Origin of the sequence: Paenibacillus sp. HJGM_3, from assembly GCF_045062745.1 — a bacterium.
Taxonomy (GTDB): domain Bacteria; phylum Bacillota; class Bacilli; order Paenibacillales; family NBRC-103111; genus Paenibacillus_AA.
Genome location: NZ_JBJGED010000041.1, coordinates 1 through 19,130 on the forward strand (window position 1 = coordinate 1; position 19,130 = coordinate 19,130).

Genomic DNA, 19,130 nt, shown 5'->3' on the forward strand with positions numbered 1-19,130 from the left:
CCGCAACTGTTTGATCGCGTGCTCGCGGTCGGACGGTTGACGCATACTGATGACCGCCAAGTACCGCCGATTCGTGACATGGAACACAACTGTTTTGCCTAGCCGCTTGAGAAGAACGTCCTGCAATACAGCTGTATGATCCTCGATGAGTGCCTGTTCTCCCGACTGGTTCGAACCCGGATACAAATGAATGCCCGCCAAGAGAAAGTATTTGTCTTGGAAAATGTCGACCAAGTACGGCTCGATTCGATGCTCCGCTTCCTGGGAATGGCTCGACTCCTGAAGGACGAGGAGAAAAGCGCTTTTTCTCATTTCCGTGCGAATGAACGCCATCTGGCTCTTAAACGATTCGTTCTCCTGCTGAATGGTCACGATCCCGGTTTTAATGTTCCGGTAAGGGGTCCCCCCTGTCTCCCGCCCGCCGATCAGCGCCAGGATGCTTCGTACCGCTTTAAACAAGTAATAGCTGAGAAGCGCAGCCAGTAAAACCACATAGGCGATGGCGATCCAAATGATGTTGCGGCTCGTGTTTGCAACCGTTTTCAAATTCGCGAATTTGTAGGGAGATTTGATGATGTAAATAAAGCCGTTGTACTCGGATTTGATCAGGGTGTATTCGAAATCCTTGTTCTTTAGTGTCGTTTCTGATTCCGTACCGACGTTCAGATCCTTCATCGCTTCGACGAGATCCCAATCCGGCTCGGTGTTCAAGACTACACTTCGGTTCTGATCCAAGACAATTAACGATGCGCCCTTCAACATGCTCCCGGATTGATAAATATGCTGCAGCAGCTTATCCATGTTCAGGAAAACCAGGACGTTCAGGTCGGATAATTGATTGCTCCCCAGGATGGCCAGCAAGTTTCGCAGGCTGTCGGTTCCTCTCTTGCCATACAATTGGGCTTGGAACACCCGAAGCGGATGAGGGGTGCTCGCCGATGTCTTCCAAAAGTCGGCCGAGTAGCTCTTGTTGCTCAATTGCTGGTCGAACAGCTCCTCAATCGAAATAGTGCCCACCCTCGTAATGGCCAGGCTGGAGGATTTGTGATACACGGCCACCTCCTCAATGTAATCGATCGAGGTCGTGATCTCGCCGATGTCCTTATACATGCGGGACGCTTCGGGCAGATCGACCGTACCGTCGCTATGCGATCTCCATGGTTGGTATGGCAGCATCTGAATGGAATAAATCACGTCGTTAATGTCCTTGAAGCTCTCGTCGAAGGATCGGATCGTATGTTTGACACTAAGCTTGTTGTTCTCGCTGACCTGGCTGTAAATGCTTGAGAGGGAGTTTTTGTACACGAGGTAATTCGATGCAAACATAATAATCACAACCGATAGCAACGCGCCAAATATTTTCAGCAGGTCTTTATTGGCAAACAAACTGATATTCAGCTTCATGCCCGCTCCCCAATTCACTCAGAATGGATACAGGTACCAAACAGATATGCAATCCTATTCGCCAAACGCTCGCTTTATCCTTTTTCCGAGCCTAACATGATGCCTTTGGCAAAATATTTTTGGGCAAATGGATACACCATCAGCACGGGAATCATGGAGATAAAGATGGTTGCATTCTTCAAAGCCTGCGGGGTCAAGGTTGCCTGCTCGATCAAACTTGTATCTTTGACGGTGTCAAAGAACAGCATTTCCCTGAGCACGACCTGGAGCGGATACAACTCTGCGTCGTTCAAATAAATCATCGGAATGAAAAAGCTGTTCCAATGGCCCATGAAATAAAACAACCCGATGGAGGCGAGTGCAGGCTTGGCCAGCGGAATCGTAATTTGGAACAAAATGCGGTATTCCGACGCCCCGTCGACAATCGCGGATTCGCGCAAGGAGCTCGACATCGACTCGTAGAAGCTTTTCAGAATGAGCAGCTCCATCGTCCATATCGCGTTCGGCAATACAAGCGCCCATATCGTGTCGATCAAATGCAGCTTCTGCACGATCAGATACGTCGGGATCATCCCGCCGTTCAGGAACATAGTCAGCACGATGGCGACGGTGAACGATTTTCGGCCGAAGAAGCCCGGTCTCGACAAAGGATAGGCGGCCACCGCCGTCATCAGGAGATTGATTCCCGTTCCTACGGTTGTATACAGGACCGTGTTCAGGTACGCTCTTGGAATGCGGGGAGTCTCCAGAATCTCCCTGTAAGCGTCCAAGTTGAGGCCCTTCGGCCACAAGAACACCCGGTTCTGGACGATGCTCGCCGTATCGCTGAATGAGATGGCCACGATATACAACACGGGGTATACGGTGGCGATCGCTACCAGGCTGAGCAGCAGCAGCAGGAACGCATCGAATGCCGTCATCTTGGACCGCGGCCACGAGGTGCTCTTCGTTACCATAACCCTCTCCCTCCCGCCTTGGTGGTCAAGATGTTGGTAAGGGTCAGCATGATCAACGCGATAATCGATTCGAATAATCCCACTGCCGCCGCGTAGCTGTAGTTCGTATCGAGCAGCCCTTTGCGGTACACATAGGTGGAGAAGACGTCGGCCACGTCATAGGTCATGGGACTGTAGAGCAGCAGCACCTTTTCGTAGCCGATGCGGAACATCGAGCCGCTTTTGATGACGAATAGGATCAGGATGGTAGGCATGATGCTCGGCAAGGTGATGTACCGTATCATTTGGAACCGCTTGGCTCCATCCACCCGCGCGGCTTCATACAAGGTCGGATCGATGCTGGCGATCGCCGCCAAATAGATAATCGCTTCATAGCCCATGTACTGCCAGATTTCCGACGAGACATAGATGGTCCGGAACCATTCCGGGGCCGCCACAAAATAAATGCCGTCCATTCCCATAGCTGTAAGCGCCTGATTGACGAGTCCATGCGTAGGGGACAGGAAGTCGATGATCATGCTGCTGACGACCACCACCGACAGAAATGCGGGGAGATAACTGAACGTCTGGACGATTTTCTTGAACCGCAGCTGCCGCACTTCATTCAGCAGAACGGCGAAGACGATCGGAAAAGGAAACGCCCATACTAATGTGAAAAACCCGAGCAGCAGGGTGTTCTTGAACAGCAACCAGAAGTCCGGGGAGTCGAAAAAACGCCGGAAGTGCTTGAGCCCGACCCAATCGCTGTGCCAGATTCCCTCGTATACGCTGTAGTCCTTGAACGCGATGAGGATCCCATATAACGGTCCGTACCGGAACAAGACGTAGAAGACGATGCAGGGCAGGAACAAGAGGAGCAGCTGCCGGTCGCGCTTGATGTGCCGCCATACGGCAGCGAATCGGGGTGGGGATACTTGCCTTGCTGTACGCTCTATTAGCTCGTCTCGATCGGATTGCAACGGGACTCCCTCCTATCTCAAGGATTGTCTTATGGAGCGGCGCCCGAACTCAGTACATCCGGGCGCCGCTCACCGTTCAAGCGCTTTTTCTCCGGCTATTTAGCTTCGTTGTATCGTTTCTGGGCCGCCGTGTAGGCTTCCATGAACTTCGATGCCCCTAATTTGTCCACGCTTTGCTGCCATTCCTTCCAGTCGGCTTCGCCCATTTCCTTCTTCATCACATATTTGGTGCTGAATTCGTTAGCCCCTTTTTCCAGGGTCACCCGGAATTCAGCGAGCGTTTTGGTCTCTTCGTCGGTAAACTTCAAGATCGGATCCGGCGCTTCGAACTTTTTGGCCTTCACGATTTTGTCCTGGGCTTCCTGTTCTTTCTCCGTGAAGTTGAAGTACACGTTGCGTTTGTCCGGACGCAGCACCATCGACTCGATCCATAACCCATACTTGCTCTCCAGGGCATAAATATCTACATTCGGGACATCCTTCAACTCCGGATACACGGCCTTGCCGTTCTCCATCTTGAACGTTTCTCCTTCAATCCCCATCGTCACGAAGGAGCCGCCAGCCGGGCTGGTCAAATAATCCAACAGCTTCAGAGCCACTTCCTTGTTCTTGCCATCCGCTACGACAAGGCCGAAGTTATCGATTCTCGGCAAGGACCGGATATTGCCGGTAGGGCCGACCGGATTGCCGTACCGGAGGTTGTATTCCGGCATCGTGGCCTTGACCTGGTTGGCGAACAGATCCAGGCGGCCGATCCAGTCAAACGTGACGAACGATTTGTTGTTCGTAGTCATCTTGGCCGTCCAGGAAGCTTCCGTATCCGTAAGGAATTCCGGATCGATCAGCCCCTCGTTATACAATTTTTTTATGAAATCCAACATGCTTTTATATTCGGGTGTCGTGTAGGCGAGCTTCCACTCTTTCGTATTTTCATCATAGTAGGCCGGGAAGCTGGATCCGCCGATTCCCCACCCGTACGCCCAATCCCGGAAAATGTTCTCTTTGGTTTTACTCGCGTAAGGATAAGATTGCGGGTAAGCTTCCTTGAGCTTTTTGAGCGCTTGGTAAAATTCTTCCGTGTTCGTCCATTCCTTGATTCCCAGCTTGTCGAAGATGTCCTTGCGGTAGAGGAATCCATGATTGACATCGCGCTGCAGGCCATAAGAAGGCCAAGTATACAGGTTGTTCCTCTCGTCCGTCCAGGACTTCATAATCCAGTTATTGTCGGGATTGTCGATATAGAGCTTCTTGAAGTTCGGCAGATCCTTCAGGTAGGGATTGATCGGAGTGAGCGCCCCCTGACCGCCCATCTTGTTCGCTTCGGCCAACGTGAGCCCGCTGAAAATATCGGGAAGCTTGCCGGAAGCCATGACGATCTTCAGCTTGTCTTTGTACACTTGCGCGGATTGGACTTGAATATCCAGGGTGATGCCCGTTCGCTTCTCGATTTCTTTGACGAACAAAGAATTGTTAAGATTGTCGGAGGGTCTATCCATCGCGACCATCCAGGTTAGCGTAGTTGGCTTGTCTACGATGGGCAGCTTCATTCCTCCGACATCTCCGACGGGTTGGGTACTGAGCGTTGCGGAAGATGCTGATGTTGCTTTAGGCTGAGGAGTTGATGACGTTCCCCCTTTATTCCCTCCACTGCAACCTGCGATTAAAGCGGATCCTACTGTTAAGGTTAAGATGACCCTTAAAGCCTTCCGATCCATTTCTTTTACCTCCCTTTTCCGATAATCAGCCTTGCGATTGGGTTCGCCCCAACCACACCTCTCATTATAAGGAGGTCTCTCTTGATGTAAATAAAGCGTTTTCATTTCCTTCGAGCCAGAGTCGCTATTTGTGATAATCCCTGATAAACAAAGGTTTTATTGAGATAGAAATTGCTCAAGCAGTAGAAAATGAAAAAGAATAAACCGGTTGCACCTTAGTCAAAGCGAAACGGCCTCCGTCCCATGGAATTCTGGACGAAAGCCGCTTTTTCCAAAAATCACCAAAAACCGTATTAAGATTTCCCCGATTCTGACCTATCCATTATGGGCTCACTGCCCACAGAATGCCGATAAACAAGTTGCCCGCCTAGCCATCCCCCGATCAGAAGAAAGATAAGCCCTAACAAGGAGAGGGAGACCGAGCTCATGAACCGCCACCCGGATGGAATTTCAACACCGAAGCGAATAAAAAAGCTACCCGTATACATCGCTAAGGACGTAATCATAATGGTCATATGACTCATTGCAGTGCGCTCGACAGTTCCCTCCTGAGGAATGGCCAGAAAGTCGATCAGACCCGTAATTAGCGCAGGTATGGACATAACAAGTCCGATTGCAAGATTATAAAAGGAAAAACTCCACCAGAACGAAGCACCTGTCCAAACTCCAAGCAGATCACCAAGCAACGATACCGGTAATAAAGCCATTGGAAAATGCGTGACTATAGGGTGCACCGGGTGCCCGAAGAACCTCAACTTGCCCCGTTGTTTCATTGGAACCCACCCTCACAAGATTCCAATAAGCAAAAGGACAAACGCGATAACGGCCGCTAAAGCATGAATCACAATTAAACTTTTAGGATGAGGCTTCCGGCGTAAATGGTAAGAAAACAACACGAATCCGCCGAGCGCTGCGATGAGGAATAGCACCAGGGAGATGATCGGAAGTGATCCTGCATTCCCCTGTATGACCCCAAGAATTAAAGTAACTAGCCCCGCCGCTGCAATTACGCCATGTATAAGCGATAGCCACATGGGCAAATCCCTCTGACGAAGCCCTAAAACCCCAAGCACCAAACCGCCAAGTGCAGCAATTGCAAAAAGGATAACAGATAAAACCAGCATCTTCACAATCCCCTCCATTAACAAAATTATGTAATTCACTATATTCAAAACCATACAACAATAAACCTAATTAATCAATAAATTAATTGTTTAATTAGGTTTATTGAGGGGCTTTATTCTCCGCCTCATCTTTATTTTTCAATGAATTACTTGTTTAATTAATCGTTTTTTGGCATATTTGTTTTAACGGTTTTTATGGAGGTAATCGGTGTGATTATTAACTCAACTCAGTTCCCAGGCCCTCGACGCGAGATTTTGAATCATCTGAAGCAGTTTGGCCCGGCAACCGTTGCGGACCTCTCCTCACGTCTGCGGATGACTGGAGAGGCTGTGCGTCAGCATCTTCTTCAGCTAATACAAGATAGGTATATTCAACGGCAATCGGAAAGGACCCAAGCCCCCGGTGCTGGCCGGCCTTCTTTATTTTACAGTCTTACTTTGGAAGGAGAGCATCTGTTCCCCAAAAGCTACGACGGGCTAACCGTGGAATTGATTGACACGATCACGTCGCAACTTGGAGAAGAATCTTTAAAACAGGTCCTTTCTGCCATGACGGAAAGTCGGGTACAACAGTGGGAATTTCGGTTGCGAGGATTAAATCTGAATGAACGAGTGGCTGCATTAAAGGATATTTATACAGAAAACGATTCATTCATCGATATTGAACAGGATGGGGAAGAAATATTACTGATTGAACGGAATTGTCCGTTCGCCAATGTTGCCATGAAGCGTCCCGCCCTTTGCAGTGTAACGGTTAACGTGCTCACAAGGCTGCTTGGCCTGCGCGTAGTCCGGAAAGAAACATTTCAGAACGGCGACGGCCGGTGCGTTTTCAGCATACTTTCCAATCAGCCGGTTGACGCCGGGTCCTATTCCTTTTCATTTGAAAAGTAGAACATTTTACACGATAATGCGGTTGGACATTCGCGTATGGACACGCAACTCATTCAACATCGCTTCAGGACTGATCCAAGGTTATACCTTCAACACGCCGAAAATGCTTATTGTATGTTAATTGGTCGGTCATAGAAAAAATCCGTACAATTACTGTACGGACTAAATGCGCAGCTGCGTTACATTGTCAGTTGCCTGACATATCTATCTACTAATGCAGACTTTATTGGACTGCGATGGATCTTCGAATTCTGTTCACCGTTAGCAGTTTCGATTTGCTGGCTCGTGACGCGAAGGTCCTTCTCGAATCGGATCGAATCGGGCAGATGCCAGCGGTACAATCCGTGCATCGGCACGTTATGTCCGTACCAGGGATCGAGTTTAGCCGTTTCTTTATAAAACTTGTATCCTAAGTACGGGGTATTATACGACTCCGGTTCATAAGTTGCCGAACGCTCTATTATTCGGTAGGCAGCTGCCATTTGGCAACCAGCAGCCGAGCGTCCTGATTCAACCTAATCTTTACTTCTTCGCTGACGGAAGCGACCGGCTTCTCGCCGTTCAGTTCCTGAATAAAGAGACTCAGACTGTGGCTGGCTTGCTTATCTTGGCCCATCTCATGATGATGGACGGCTTGCTTGAGATGATTCGTCAATTGGCTGGCAAGCGGCTGCTTCAGAGCACCTGATGCTTTATAGGCTTCCAAATCGCTTAAAGTTATGCCGGGGGTTATGAGCTGAACGATCATGCGGGCTGCTTGGTCGCGCCACTCGCGATATACCTCGGCATTTTTCGTATAGAGCCTCTCGTTAGTTACTACGACGTCCGCGTTCAGAACGGTTTCCGCCTGGGCCAGCAGGCTGCTTGCTGCTCCATCCGTTTTTGCCCGGCCGATTGCAAACTTCAATACGTTCAGAAGGTTGTAATCCTCCATGCCGTCCCGGAAGTTTTGGATCCGCTGCGATGCGATCGGACCGCTTGCTCCCGGATAGAACAAAGAGCCGTCACCGGGGGCGTTAGGGAACGTCATCGGATCCCAGGTGCTCAATATGCCGTCATTCATCGGGCCGTGGTTCAGCCACCGAGCGACGTTATAGTACAAAAAGCCGTCCACCTTCATTTTATGCGACATCGGTCCAAGGAGAACGCGAGTGTCGCTTGGCGCATATCCATTAAACCAGTTCGGAAGAGGATCTTTGACGCCCACATGGGTGTACCAGTACACTTTGTCGCCGCGTTCCTGGGCCTGCGCTTGGGCTTCATGGTTGATCGCCTGCACGCCGGGCACCCAAATATCCACGAGGCCGGCCAGGCCGCTGTTTACGCCGAGCGAGCTGTCTAAGTAGGTGGACATGATCGGCAGATCCGGGAAGCGCTGTTTGATCTGTCCGAAAATAGCCTTGGCCAAAGCTTGCTGATTGCTTTCATCAAAACCGTAAATGTAAGCTTTGTCCGCCAATTCGGCCTGCTCGTATTGCTCCATTGCCGTAGAGATGGTTTGTAAAATCGAATCGATCTGGGGCTGCCAAGTTTCCGGCTTGTTCAAATCAAAATTCATCGAGTAAGGCGGAAGGTAGAGAATGTTGAACTGGCGCAAGCCCCACTTGTTTTGGATTTTCAGCAATGTCTCGACAGTCGGAGGTTTTACACTATAGATGAGATCCGGCTCGATCTTGAACGTTTCGAGAAATTCGTTATACCGCTCTACCAGCTGTGCAAATTCGTCCGGATCGGTAATTCCGTACACTTGCTCCAGGATGTACCAGCGTTCCGAGAACATGGGCTGGGCAAAAGGATTCGTCGATTTTGTCGTGATCGATGTCTCCAGATCGGGTCGGTCCGGAATGGAGAACGGCCAGACTTGCGCTTGGATCTCCATTGTTTCGGCCTTCTTGCCTTCGGCGGAGAACCGGACGGTGATGAGATACGTTCCCGGATCGGCGTTACGCCCGGCGTACAGCTCGATCCAGAACGGCTGCATATCCCAAGCGGAAACATCCACGCTGGAAATATCCGACCGGATCGGGTCGGGGTTCCATCCCTCGTAGCCCTTCGGTCGACCTTCCAGAGCCGGCAGAGCGGTATTCTTTACATGGACCGAGCCGAGCGGGCTGATGGACGCATGCAGCTCGGATGCCGCAGCTTCCTTGCCTTGCGGGTCTTTGATGCTAACGATTTCTGCGCTTACATGCTGCAGAGCCTCTCCGTACGGCAAGACGACAGCTTGGATGCTCTCATATTCGCCTTCAGCGAGCGAAAGCATGGCCGATGCGGCTGAGCATGCGCACGGAAGATCTCGTGGATATACCAGGCTCATGGAATCCGCCGCCAGTAAGCCGAACGCGGATGAAGGACGGGCGTTTCTGGCCTGTACGATGTTATCCAACCTTCCGATCAGCAGGGATATCCGTTCTGCTTCAATTCTCACTTCGCGCAGGGCGGATGGGTTTTCCTTCGAACTGCCCGCCTGCTCCTCCAAAGCATGGAGCCGGCTGCTCAGTTCCTCCGCTTTGCCCCTCAGCGCCTGCTCTTCAGCTGCACCGCTTGCACGAATCTTGCCGGCAACGGTTAGAAGCGCGTTCTGAGCGGAGCGGATACTGTCCGTAATCTGCTGAAATCTGGCTTCGCGATCGGATCCATTTAGCAGCATCAGTTGCATGAAAGATACAAAATAGCTGCTTGATGCTTTGTCCTTGCCCACACATTCGAAGGTAATAAGATGAGTCCCTTGCGATAGATGCATCGTCTTCAACGCTTCGAAATCGCCGGGGCCGTTGCTTGGAGCATAAAAATTACGTTCTCCCACGGGTTCGCCGTCTATTTTGATCCTGTATGTTCCGTAGCTTGTCGCCTTGTAAGCCTGCAAATCAATCTCGTAATCGTCCGCCTGATACACATCAAACGCTACGGTTACATATTGGCCCGATCCGACGGAATTTCGGAACAGCAAAGCTCCGAGAGTAAGGCCGAGCTCCGAGGGCGGCATATAACGCGTACCTTGCGTAGCCTCCGTGACCTTCAAATCTTTAAAATTGTACAGCATTCCATAGTCCGGTGATGTCGACGAACCCTCTTCCGCTGCAGCCACGGAAACGCTTCCACACAAAAGACAGAACACCAACACATAACGGATCCATTTTCGCACTTGTCAAACCTCCCTTAGCTGTTGCCAATATGTTTGATTCGAGCTGAAACCGAAGTCCGTATAAACGGACATCGGTTTCATTCGTATTCTCTGTTAATTTCCTGCCATTACCTGAGAAATTTGCGAGGCCGTGAGCGGAATATTGTAAACTCGGATATCGTCCAGCCTACCTTTAAAGAACTCGTAGGTGCCAATATGACTGCCGATCGAGAATGGAACCGTGCTCGTGCCGTTCAATTGCCGCAGCCCGCGATCGAAAGCGATGTACCGGTTGCGGAGCCGCAATACCCGCTGCCAGACGTCAACGATTGGGCATCACCGTCGACGTAAATTTGGACCGTCTGTGCGGACCGGTTGATGACTGCGGCAACATGGTGCCAACTGCCGTCGCCATAGCCTCCTGGCGTAGAGGCAAGCACACTGTTTGCTTGAACGCCGTTGGAACCAAGACCGAAGGTCACCGCGCCGTTATCGTACCAGAGAAAATAACCGGACGCATTTCCCTAGTCGCCTTTGCTGACAATCCGTCTATGGGTGGCGGTCGATGTGCTGTTGAACCAACCGGTTACAGTAAAGCTTCCGCTCCCCGTATTCAGTGTTTTGTCTCCAGAGTTGCAGACGACGGCATAATCGCCTTCTCTGTTAAATTCCAGCGCATTGCCAAACCGTCCTGTCGTCCAGTGCGGTCCGGCCGGACCTGCCAATGCAACGGAGGAGCTGTAGTGGCTGCTGTCAGCCGATACGATTCCGCGCCCTTCGTCAAACTTCCATTGCCCGATCAGTCCGGGGAAGTTATACAGACTGCCTATCTCGGAAGTATTCAACGTACGGGCATATACCCGGACATCATCGACGGAACCGGAGAAAAATTCATTCGTACCGTTGTGATTGCCGATCGTAAAGGCAGTCGTGCTGGTCCCATTGAGCAGCGAACAGCCTGCAATGGACACCGAGGTGCCGCTTGCCGTTCCGCAATAACCCGCTCCCGAAGAAACCGTTTGTGCCGTACCATCCACAAAAATCTGGATCGTCTGGGCCGAACGATTCACGACGGCGACGACGCGCACATCGTCAAGTGTTCCTGGGAAAAACTCCGCGGTTCCGTTGTAGCTGCCGATCTTACCTATCGTATCCGCCGATAGCATCACTCCTTTCACTTATCACCCCCGTTGTACTCCTTACATTGTATTGCTTCAATTCGTATTATAATATTATTATATTTCGGATAAAGACGAGAGGCCGTCCAAAGGACCCGTCGTCCCTTGAACAGCCTCTTCTCCCCATCCATTTATCATGCGGGTCATTTGTTCTACTGGTATGATATCGTCTATAGCTCCATAAAAGGCCCATATGGGGATGTCTTTTAACTGTTCTGCTTTATATATCTGCCCACCAGAACTCATTGGTACAATTGCTGCAAACATCCGCGGATTATTGATTGCTAAATCCCAAACGCCATATCTCCCCGTGCTATAAGAAAATATGGTTACAGTCTATATCATAATTTGTAGTAAGTTCTTTTACCAATGCTATAACTGCATCACGTTCCATATTCCAGTAGTAGGCGTCTGTTACATCTTAGCTTCGATAATCTCCATGAGATGGCCGTCCGGGTCGGAGAACCGAATCGCATGGCCTAGTATGGCATCTTCCATCTTTGTATGGAGCGTGGCTCCTATTGCCTGCAAATGCTGATAGGCCGCTACCAGATTGCCCGACGGAAAATACAATAAGGGACTCGCCGCCGATATACCTTCCAACTTCGGGACAACGTTAAAGCAGGAGACGTTATCACCCAGCCACGCATGATAGAAGGCTTGTGCATTCTGAATGTCGCCGGACGGTACGGCTGCGCGGCAGATCCCGCTGCCGATCGGTCCACCGCTGCTCGCAATGGCGGCCGGATAGTTGAATGGACGCTCAGCTACTACAAATTCATTCGCGTCCCGATCCCTGCACACGAAATAGGGATACTGGATGCCGCTCTCGATTGATGAAACATAAGCGAAATTCATCTTCTGCACTTGGAGGTGCTGTTCGCCCAAATCTTCCGCAGTAACAATCGCAATTGGACGGGATAGCGGCTCGCGGATGTCGGCTTGACGGATATCGTCAATGAGCAGTTTGCGGCCATCGGCCAGCAAGAACATATACAGTTCTCCGTCAGCCAGTTCCTCAATGACAGGTACACCGAATAACGCACTATAGAAACGAATAGCACGCTTGAGCCGGCGAACCCGCAGCCGGAAGCAATCGATATGGATTTGGCCAATTGCTAACATCTCCATACTCCTCTCTATAGTCGCTTACAGGATCCACATCGGATTCGGCTCAATCAATCGGGGTACATTTCCGTCCGCATTCAATCGGTTTAGAATACACTCCAATGCGAACAAACCTTGAGACTCTGCGGATTGAGCCTGGCGCAGCCATTGTATGGTTGCGTGAGCCGGGAGTAGTCCTTTCAGGTGGCGGAAGGCTTGAGCAACCTCTTCATAGCGGTCGGCCGCCTCAGCGAACAAACCGATCATCTCTGTTTCTGACGGAGCTTTCTCCTCCCATCCGAGTCGCTGCTTCCGCAGATAGGAGGCGGCGTAACTCCGCATATCGCCCACATTCCGGACACAAGCCGCATGTCCGGCCGGATCGGCCCTGCCGTTCTCCCACGCCTCGACCCAGTAGTCATAGGCCCTTAGCCCATTCGCGTAACCGCTGAAGGTCGCTTCTTCTCCGCGTCCGTGTTTGACGGCCATCGTGAGCATGCGACGCAGGCGTTCTAGCTCATCGATTGCCGCCGATTCCTCAATAACGAATCCGTACAGGTGGCGATTGCGAAACGTCAAGTAAGGGATCTCCATCTCCGTGATTGTATCCATCGCATAGAATATTTGCCTTCCATCATCGTAGCCGTGATACAGGGCGAACTGGGTATTCACACCACCTGAGAAGATGGCGGGTACCCCCCGGTCGATTGAACCTCGAATCATGTCGAGCGTGAGGGTGTACAACTCCTCTTTCAACAGACCCTCCGGCATTCTCTCGTATCCGAATTTATCGATCAACGAAGAATGCAAGCCCAGATTCAACATGCTGTTCGGAAACAGGGTCGTCCCCATGTACATATAGACGCTGCTCAGATCGATGGTACGCTTCTTAAGATTGATCTGCCAGGCGTGCCCGGTCAACGCCATGACTTCATCGTAGCCGAGATGGCCTTTTCCTACATAGGGGAGAGCATGATAAATACAATTCCGGATGGACTCGTTATACAGTCCGGTACGGGAATGAAGGATTCCCGGCTTCGATAATACGGCACGTTTGCTTGATTGCATGGAAAACGCCCCTCCGCTCTGCAGCTTTTTTCGGGATCGGGACAAGGACATGTAAACGCTCGCCGTGCTGAGGGACAGATGACGCGAGATTTCCTGAGCGGTCAATTCTTGATAGAAATGAGCTTCGAACACGGCGCGCTCTGCCGGTGACAGCTGTTTGACCATGCTACTGATCGTCGTTAACACCTCCCTGCGAAGCAGAAGCTCGCAAGGGTCTCCCTCCCGGGAACTAAGAGCGTGTGCCGAAGGCGTCATCGCCGGCCATGCCGCCCTCGGTGATTCCATTCGTAGCTGCTCCTCCCGACTCAACGGGAGAAAATCCGATATAGGCCACTCCTTCCGGTACGGTCCCCCCCGCCGAACACTGCGCAAGGCTTGATTGCGAACGATCTGATGCAGCCACGGCAAGAACCTGCTGATATTCGCCAGGGTGCCGATTCTAAGAAATGATTTCATTATAGCTTCCTGCACGACGTCTTCGGCAAGATGAGGATCTCCTACGACTCCTTTGGCCCAGAGATAGGCTTTGCTCCTATGTCTTCTGACGAGCTCTTCAAAAGCGTTTCCGTCCCCATCCTTGGCTTGTGCAACAAGAAAAATATCCTCGTTCCTCTCATACATGTCATCACCTCCTCGCCCCTTAGTGAAATAGATCCCATTTGCCTTAGATTTCTAACCACAATTCCGTCATTTTTTATAAGCCTTTAATATTGGGCTATCTTAAATCCTGATGTTGATTTTTACTATAAGAAAACCGCCTCGTTGAAGAGGCGGCTTATTAAGCTATCGGACCCGTTAACAGTTTAATCTTCTTTAAACGTCACTTATTTATTACCGAGTTGTTCCGCCAAACCGATTAGAAGTCCTTCAGCTCCACGAATGTAGCAGAGCCGATACGAGTCCTCGTACTGAACCACTTCGCCAACGAGCTGAGCACCATGCTTAGTGAGTCTGGATACCATTTCGTCAATGTCTTCAACGGTGAACATGACCCGTAGATAACCGAGGGCATTCACAGGAGCAGTTCGGTGATCTGATATTGTAGGCGGCGTGAGAAATCGCGAAAGTTCAAGTCGGCTGTGGCCATCTGGGGTAACCATCATAGCAATCTCTACACACTGTGAACCCAGCCCGGTTACGCGACCAGCCCATTCACCTTCGACAGTAGCTCGCCCTTCGAGCTTCAAGCCAATCTCCTCGAAGAAAGAGATTGCGTTATCAAGGGATTCTACAACGATGCCAACATTGTCCATTCTTAGTAATTTGTTTTTTGCCATAGTTTTATCTCCTTACGTGTACAAATTTATTACCTGATCTTTATATTTATTCTATCAGGAATTACTAATTCCTTCCATGCGATTAACAGAACCAGGTCAGGGCGACAACAATCTTAAGAGCCTAACGGAATCGGGACGAATTTCCACTGCACATTCTTGTCGATATCCGCGTTGCCGGTCAAACCGACGCGCCAGTCCTTATCCGATTGCGCGTTCAGCCGGCCCCGGACGGCTTTATTTTCGATGTACTGCCACGCCGCGTCCTTGTCGGTCAATTTCCATTTGACGGTGTCGCTCGTCTCGGTGCCCGGCGCTTGATAGACGTCGGACCCGTCAGCCGTTACAGCCAATCTCGTCCCGAATTTCATGTTCTGGATATAGTAGTACCCTTCGCCTGCATCGATCAGCTGCCAGCGGATATGATAGCCGCCCCACTGCGAGTCGCTCAGCGCCACATCCGAGCCGATCGGCTTGTCGTTATACAACCGGCGCAGGCCGTTCGTGTTCTTCTCATCGCCTTCGTGCTCAATGAAATAATACGCCGTCCCTGTATCTCCGGGCTTCCAATAAGATTGCGATTTCGTCGTCCAGTCGTTCGTGCCGTCGGTCGACAGCGTCACATCGGGTCCCTTGACGCCGTTTTGCCCTGTCGTCCAATAGGGAATCTTCCGCTCTTGCAGCGTGTTTACGATCGTGACGGCAATGTCATGCGTGCCGCTGGTGATCAACACCTTGGAAACGCCGAGCCGGTCCAGGAACGCCCTGCTGGCCGACCACTGGTCGACGTCCTTGATCCCGTGGTGGCCGATTTTCAGCACCTGAATCCCGTCCAAATCGCCGTTTCGATCGGCCATCAAATCGGATTCGGACAGCGACTTCGCGTCGCCCATCATCAGAATGGATTTCGTCCCGTACGTGATTTTGAGCATGAGCGAAGCGTCATTGGGATTCGTAAAGTCGTCTTTTCCCCCGTCGATTCTCCTGGTAAGGGGACCGATCGCTTTGACGATCAACGGTTTATCCTTGTAGGTCGTGTTCACAATATAATCGCCTTCCTTGAGATATTCGACGGTTAACCCGCGGCTCTTGGCGGCGTTCTGCAAGTTGGCGTAGTCGGAGTTGGTTCGATTGACGGCCCCGTCCGGATAATAGATCTTCGTGTTGTCGATCGGAAACCCGGAATAGAGGAAATCGAAGAAGCCGCCGATATGATCGACATGCTGGTGGGATCCGACCAGGTATTTGACCGAATCGATGCCCAGCTCGCCAAGCTTAGCGTCCAATTGTTCGCCGTTCTGATTGTCGACGACCATCACTTCACCGTTCGGCAGCTCGAATATAAACGAATCGTTCCGCCCGTCATCCTGCGACAGCATGTGCACGTTTAATGTACCGCCCGATTTCGATTCGGTCGAAGAAGATTCGCATGCGGACTGTACCAATAAGCCAACGATCAGAAATAGGGCAAGCATTATCCGGAAAGCACGGAATTTCATCGAATCACCTCATTTCACATCATGAAAGCCCCGAGAATAACCCGGGGCTTTATTCATTTTGCGTCTCGATTAGCCGTTCTTCAGCACGAATTGAGCCGTCGTGTAGGCGTATTGCAGCGCCGCGTCGCGCATGCCGTCAGGCAGCGTCCGCACCGAATTGTGCGCTTCGTACGTGAAGTCGCCCGAATAGTCGACTTCGCGCAGCGCAGATACGACTTCCTTCCAATCAATCGTGCCCAGGTACGGCAGCAAATGCTGGTCATGCATGCCGTTGTTGTCTTGTATATGCAGCGACTTCAGCCATGGGCCCAGCATGCGGATCGAAGGCGCCTGACGCAGACCCTGCCGATGGCCGTGACCGGTATCCCAGCACGCGCCGAACAGCGGGTGGTCGAGCTTCGTAAGCAGCTCCGCCAGCTGTTCGGGAATCGCGCAATAGATTCTGCGGTAAAGCCCCGTTTGGCCGCTGGTACGGTCGAAAATGTTCTCCAGGGCGATCCCGACGCCTGTCTCTTCCATGACGGGAAGCAGCTTGCGATAAAACTCGACGTTGTAATGGAGCACCTCCTGATGCGACTCTTCCCCTCGGAGCGACAGCGGGCTCGGGTGGAAGACGACCCACGGCACGCCCAGAATGCCCGCCATCCGAATCGACCGCGAAGCCATCTCGAGAAACGATTCGACATTGAGGCCCATGACCATTTCGCTAAAAGAGCCCCCATGGACAGGTCCGTGACTTTGCGTAAAGCGCACCCCGTGGGCATCGGCTATGGCCCGGATGTTTTGCGCCCACGCCTCCTCTTCTTGCCAGGTCATCTTGGCAACAGTCTCCTGATAATCCCAATAGTTGAAATCCAGCGCCAGGAAACCCGCTTCCTTGACTCTGCGAATTTGTCGATCGATCGGGTGATCGATTTCGAAAACGTTCAATGAGGTGGAAATGTTCATGTGTGTATAAGCCTCCCGGATGATGTGAATGGATAGGATCGAATGTCCAGCTCTCTCTTTCTAGCTTTTGACGGCTCCCGAAATTCCCTCGTAGAAATAACGCTGCATGAAAATGAACACCAGCATGACGGGGACGAGAGAGATCGTCGCGCCTGCGGCCATCCCGGTCCAATCGGTGCGGTACAATTGGGTAAAGTTCAGCATGCCGACCGATAGCGTCTTCAGCTCGGGCTTCGTAATGGTCAGCACGAGCGGCGTCAGGAACGAGCTCCACGTCCAGATGAACTGCATGATCGACGCAGTCGCGACGATCGGCATCGAGTTCGGCAGCGCCACGCGCGCGAACGTCTTCACGAAGCCGGCGCCGTCCATGAGCGCGGACTCCTCGATTTCTTTCGGAAACTTGGAGAAAAAGGCGGCGAACAGCAGGATAAACAACACGTGCGCACCCGACGACTCCGCAAAAATCAGGCCCAGATACGAGTTCTTGATGCCCAAATATTGGACGAGCTGGTACAGCGGGATGATTGTGTAGCCTTTCGGAATGAACTGAAGCGCCACGATAAATCCGATCATCGCGGTTCGACCGGGAAACGCCACCGTCCCGAGTGCATATCCGGTCAGACAGCTCAAGATGACGACGATCACGACGGTCGATACCGTGATGATGGCGGAGTTTCCGAAATAATGGGAGATCTTCGCCACTTCCCAGGCCCGGGTGTAATTCTCCCACATGAACACCTCGGGAATCGGATTAATGGCTGCTTTATAAAAGGTGGTGTTGTCTTTCAGCGAAGACGATACCATCCACACGAACGGATAGATCCAGACAATGCCTACGGCGATCAGCAACACGTGAATGATCAAACGAGCCGTTTTGGAGCTTGTCATCCTTCTCCTCCTCTTCCGGCGAGCTTGCTTTTCTTACCGTCGCTTCCCGCTTTCATGCCCAGCCAGCCGAAGAACAAGCTGATCACGAGCACGAACAAGCCGAGATAGACGCCCGCAGCCGATGCGTAGCCGACTCTGGCACCGCCAAAATCAGAAGCGAACGCATATTTGTATATGAACAACTCGATCGTTTCCGTATGATGATACGGGCCGCCATCGGTCAATGTTTTGACCAGGTCGAAAACATGCAGGCTGCCTCCGACGGTCAACAGAAGAATGGTTGCCGCAACCGGCTTCAATAGCGGCAGCGTAATCTTCATCAGCATTTTCCAATAGCCCGCTCCGTCAATTTTCGCGGCTTCGTACAAGTCGACCGGAATCATTTGCAAACCTGCCAACCAGTAAATCATGACGACTCCGATATGCTTCCATGAACCGACCACGATGAGCATGATCATCGCGAGCACAGGGTCCAGCCAGAACCGGATCGGTTCGTCGATCCACCCGATGCTCTGCAGGAGCTGGTTCGTGAAGCCCTGAATCCCAAAAATATTGTTAAACATGATGCCGATGATCGACGAAACGGTGACGACGGGCAGGAAATAAAGTGTGCGGTAAATCGATTTTCCCTTCATAGCCGGGTCGTTCAGCACCAGTGCCAGCAAAAACGAGACGACTACCGTCAGCGCCGTGGCGGAAAGGCCGTAGATCAAGGCGTTCTTAAAGCTGTTCCAGAACATCTCGTCGCGAAGCAGCTCGGCGTAATTGGCGAAACCGACGAAATGCTTGAGCGGCCCCAGGCCGTCCCACTCGTAGAACGAATAAACATAGCTCATCACGATCGGGTACAGGGAAGCAAGCAGAAAATACAGTAACTGAGGCAATATAAATATGTAGGCCCACATATACTTACGGCGAAGCTGCGGATTGACCTTCGTTCGTGTTTTCCCGATCCGCATGCAATCCCTCCTGATTCTTCGAAAAAGAAA

At 51.4% G+C, this 19,130-nt stretch carries 17 protein-coding genes and 2 pseudogenes; 1 reads left to right on the forward strand and 18 read right to left on the reverse strand.

What is annotated here, in order from left to right:
- From ACI5FR_RS30645 to ACI5FR_RS30670, 6 genes and pseudogenes are all read right to left on the reverse strand, one after another.
- Window positions 1-1,404: pseudogene (locus ACI5FR_RS30645) on the reverse strand (helix-turn-helix transcriptional regulator); the annotation flags it as partial.
- A 74-nt stretch (window positions 1,405-1,478) separates the two neighbouring features.
- Window positions 1,479-2,360: a carbohydrate ABC transporter permease gene (locus ACI5FR_RS30650; RefSeq protein ID WP_405461587.1), complete on the reverse strand. Its 882-nt coding sequence runs from the start codon at window positions 2,358-2,360 to the stop codon at window positions 1,479-1,481.
- On the reverse strand, window positions 2,354-3,319 hold the full coding sequence (locus ACI5FR_RS30655; protein WP_405461589.1) for an ABC transporter permease: 966 nt from the start codon (window positions 3,317-3,319) through the stop codon (window positions 2,354-2,356). The genes ACI5FR_RS30650 and ACI5FR_RS30655 overlap by 7 nt, the downstream gene beginning before the upstream one ends.
- 95 nt (window positions 3,320-3,414) lie before the next feature.
- Window positions 3,415-4,866, reverse strand: a complete 1,452-nt coding sequence (locus tag ACI5FR_RS30660; protein ID WP_405461591.1) for an extracellular solute-binding protein — start codon at window positions 4,864-4,866, stop codon at window positions 3,415-3,417.
- 461 nt (window positions 4,867-5,327) lie between these two features.
- Window positions 5,328-5,807, reverse strand: a complete 480-nt coding sequence (locus ACI5FR_RS30665; protein ID WP_405461593.1) for a DUF2231 domain-containing protein — start codon at window positions 5,805-5,807, stop codon at window positions 5,328-5,330.
- Window positions 5,808-5,819: 12 nt separating this feature from the next.
- Window positions 5,820-6,164 (reverse strand): hypothetical protein, encoded by a 345-nt coding sequence (locus tag ACI5FR_RS30670; RefSeq protein ID WP_405461595.1) that lies wholly within the window; start codon window positions 6,162-6,164, stop codon window positions 5,820-5,822.
- A 204-nt stretch (window positions 6,165-6,368) separates the two neighbouring features.
- Between ACI5FR_RS30670 and ACI5FR_RS30675 the strand changes: the two genes are divergently transcribed.
- Entirely contained in the window at window positions 6,369-7,052 is a 684-nt protein-coding gene (locus ACI5FR_RS30675) for a helix-turn-helix transcriptional regulator (RefSeq protein WP_405461597.1), read from the forward strand.
- A gap of 179 nt (window positions 7,053-7,231) precedes the next feature.
- On the opposite strand, the gene ACI5FR_RS30680 is transcribed toward ACI5FR_RS30675, so the two are convergent.
- From ACI5FR_RS30680 to ACI5FR_RS30735, 12 genes and pseudogenes are all read right to left on the reverse strand, one after another.
- Window positions 7,232-7,534, reverse strand: a complete 303-nt coding sequence (locus ACI5FR_RS30680) for a DUF2961 domain-containing protein (RefSeq protein ID WP_405461599.1) — start codon at window positions 7,532-7,534, stop codon at window positions 7,232-7,234.
- Window positions 7,513-10,197, reverse strand: a complete 2,685-nt coding sequence (locus ACI5FR_RS30685; RefSeq protein WP_405461601.1) for a glycoside hydrolase domain-containing protein — start codon at window positions 10,195-10,197, stop codon at window positions 7,513-7,515. Before ACI5FR_RS30685 ends, ACI5FR_RS30680 begins: the two co-directional genes overlap by 22 nt.
- Window positions 10,198-10,290: 93 nt before the next feature.
- Window positions 10,291-10,482, reverse strand: a complete 192-nt coding sequence (locus tag ACI5FR_RS30690; RefSeq protein ID WP_405461603.1) for a LamG-like jellyroll fold domain-containing protein — start codon at window positions 10,480-10,482, stop codon at window positions 10,291-10,293.
- Window positions 10,431-10,679: pseudogene (locus ACI5FR_RS30695) on the reverse strand (LamG-like jellyroll fold domain-containing protein); the annotation flags it as partial. The pseudogene ACI5FR_RS30695 and the gene ACI5FR_RS30690, both read right to left, overlap by 52 nt.
- A 21-nt stretch (window positions 10,680-10,700) precedes the next feature.
- Window positions 10,701-11,354, reverse strand: coding sequence for a LamG-like jellyroll fold domain-containing protein (locus ACI5FR_RS30700; RefSeq protein ID WP_405461605.1), 654 nt, complete (start codon window positions 11,352-11,354; stop codon window positions 10,701-10,703).
- A 414-nt stretch (window positions 11,355-11,768) separates the two neighbouring features.
- Window positions 11,769-12,479, reverse strand: a complete 711-nt coding sequence (locus tag ACI5FR_RS30705) for a VOC family protein (protein WP_405461607.1) — start codon at window positions 12,477-12,479, stop codon at window positions 11,769-11,771.
- A 24-nt stretch (window positions 12,480-12,503) separates the two neighbouring features.
- On the reverse strand, window positions 12,504-14,150 hold the full coding sequence (locus ACI5FR_RS30710; protein WP_405461609.1) for an RNA polymerase sigma factor: 1,647 nt from the start codon (window positions 14,148-14,150) through the stop codon (window positions 12,504-12,506).
- A gap of 203 nt (window positions 14,151-14,353) precedes the next feature.
- The gene (locus ACI5FR_RS30715; protein WP_405461611.1) at window positions 14,354-14,806 is read right to left on the reverse strand and encodes a VOC family protein; all 453 of its coding nucleotides are present in this window, start codon (window positions 14,804-14,806) and stop codon (window positions 14,354-14,356) included.
- Window positions 14,807-14,919: 113 nt separating this feature from the next.
- Entirely contained in the window at window positions 14,920-16,302 is a 1,383-nt protein-coding gene (locus ACI5FR_RS30720) for an MBL fold metallo-hydrolase (protein WP_405461613.1), read from the reverse strand.
- A 69-nt stretch (window positions 16,303-16,371) separates the two neighbouring features.
- On the reverse strand, window positions 16,372-17,250 hold the full coding sequence (locus ACI5FR_RS30725) for a sugar phosphate isomerase/epimerase family protein (RefSeq protein WP_405461615.1): 879 nt from the start codon (window positions 17,248-17,250) through the stop codon (window positions 16,372-16,374).
- Between the two features lie 60 nt (window positions 17,251-17,310).
- Entirely contained in the window at window positions 17,311-18,141 is an 831-nt protein-coding gene (locus ACI5FR_RS30730) for a carbohydrate ABC transporter permease (RefSeq protein ID WP_405461617.1), read from the reverse strand.
- The gene (locus ACI5FR_RS30735) at window positions 18,138-19,100 is read right to left on the reverse strand and encodes a carbohydrate ABC transporter permease (RefSeq protein WP_405461619.1); all 963 of its coding nucleotides are present in this window, start codon (window positions 19,098-19,100) and stop codon (window positions 18,138-18,140) included. Before ACI5FR_RS30735 ends, ACI5FR_RS30730 begins: the two co-directional genes overlap by 4 nt.
- Between the last annotated feature and the right edge of the window lie 30 nt (window positions 19,101-19,130).

Bases quoted from the DNA above. Each gene is read 5' to 3' on its own strand.
- ACI5FR_RS30735 (WP_405461619.1), bottom strand. From the start codon at position 19,100: ATGCGGATCGGGAAAACACGAACGAAGGTCAATCCGCAGCTTCGCCGT.
- ACI5FR_RS30725 (WP_405461615.1), bottom strand. From the start codon at position 17,250: ATGAACATTTCCACCTCATTGAACGTTTTCGAAATCGATCACCCGATC.
- ACI5FR_RS30650 (WP_405461587.1), bottom strand. From the start codon at position 2,360: ATGGTAACGAAGAGCACCTCGTGGCCGCGGTCCAAGATGACGGCATTC.
- ACI5FR_RS30715 (WP_405461611.1), bottom strand. From the start codon at position 14,806: ATGGCAAAAAACAAATTACTAAGAATGGACAATGTTGGCATCGTTGTA.
- ACI5FR_RS30660 (WP_405461591.1), bottom strand. From the start codon at position 4,866: ATGAAGCTGCCCATCGTAGACAAGCCAACTACGCTAACCTGGATGGTC.
- ACI5FR_RS30730 (WP_405461617.1), bottom strand. From the start codon at position 18,141: ATGACAAGCTCCAAAACGGCTCGTTTGATCATTCACGTGTTGCTGATC.
- ACI5FR_RS30705 (WP_405461607.1), bottom strand. From the start codon at position 12,479: ATGTTAGCAATTGGCCAAATCCATATCGATTGCTTCCGGCTGCGGGTT.
- ACI5FR_RS30720 (WP_405461613.1), bottom strand. From the start codon at position 16,302: ATGAAATTCCGTGCTTTCCGGATAATGCTTGCCCTATTTCTGATCGTT.
- ACI5FR_RS30710 (WP_405461609.1), bottom strand. From the start codon at position 14,150: ATGTATGAGAGGAACGAGGATATTTTTCTTGTTGCACAAGCCAAGGAT.
- ACI5FR_RS30665 (WP_405461593.1), bottom strand. From the start codon at position 5,807: ATGAAACAACGGGGCAAGTTGAGGTTCTTCGGGCACCCGGTGCACCCT.
- ACI5FR_RS30680 (WP_405461599.1), bottom strand. From the start codon at position 7,534: ATGGCAGCTGCCTACCGAATAATAGAGCGTTCGGCAACTTATGAACCG.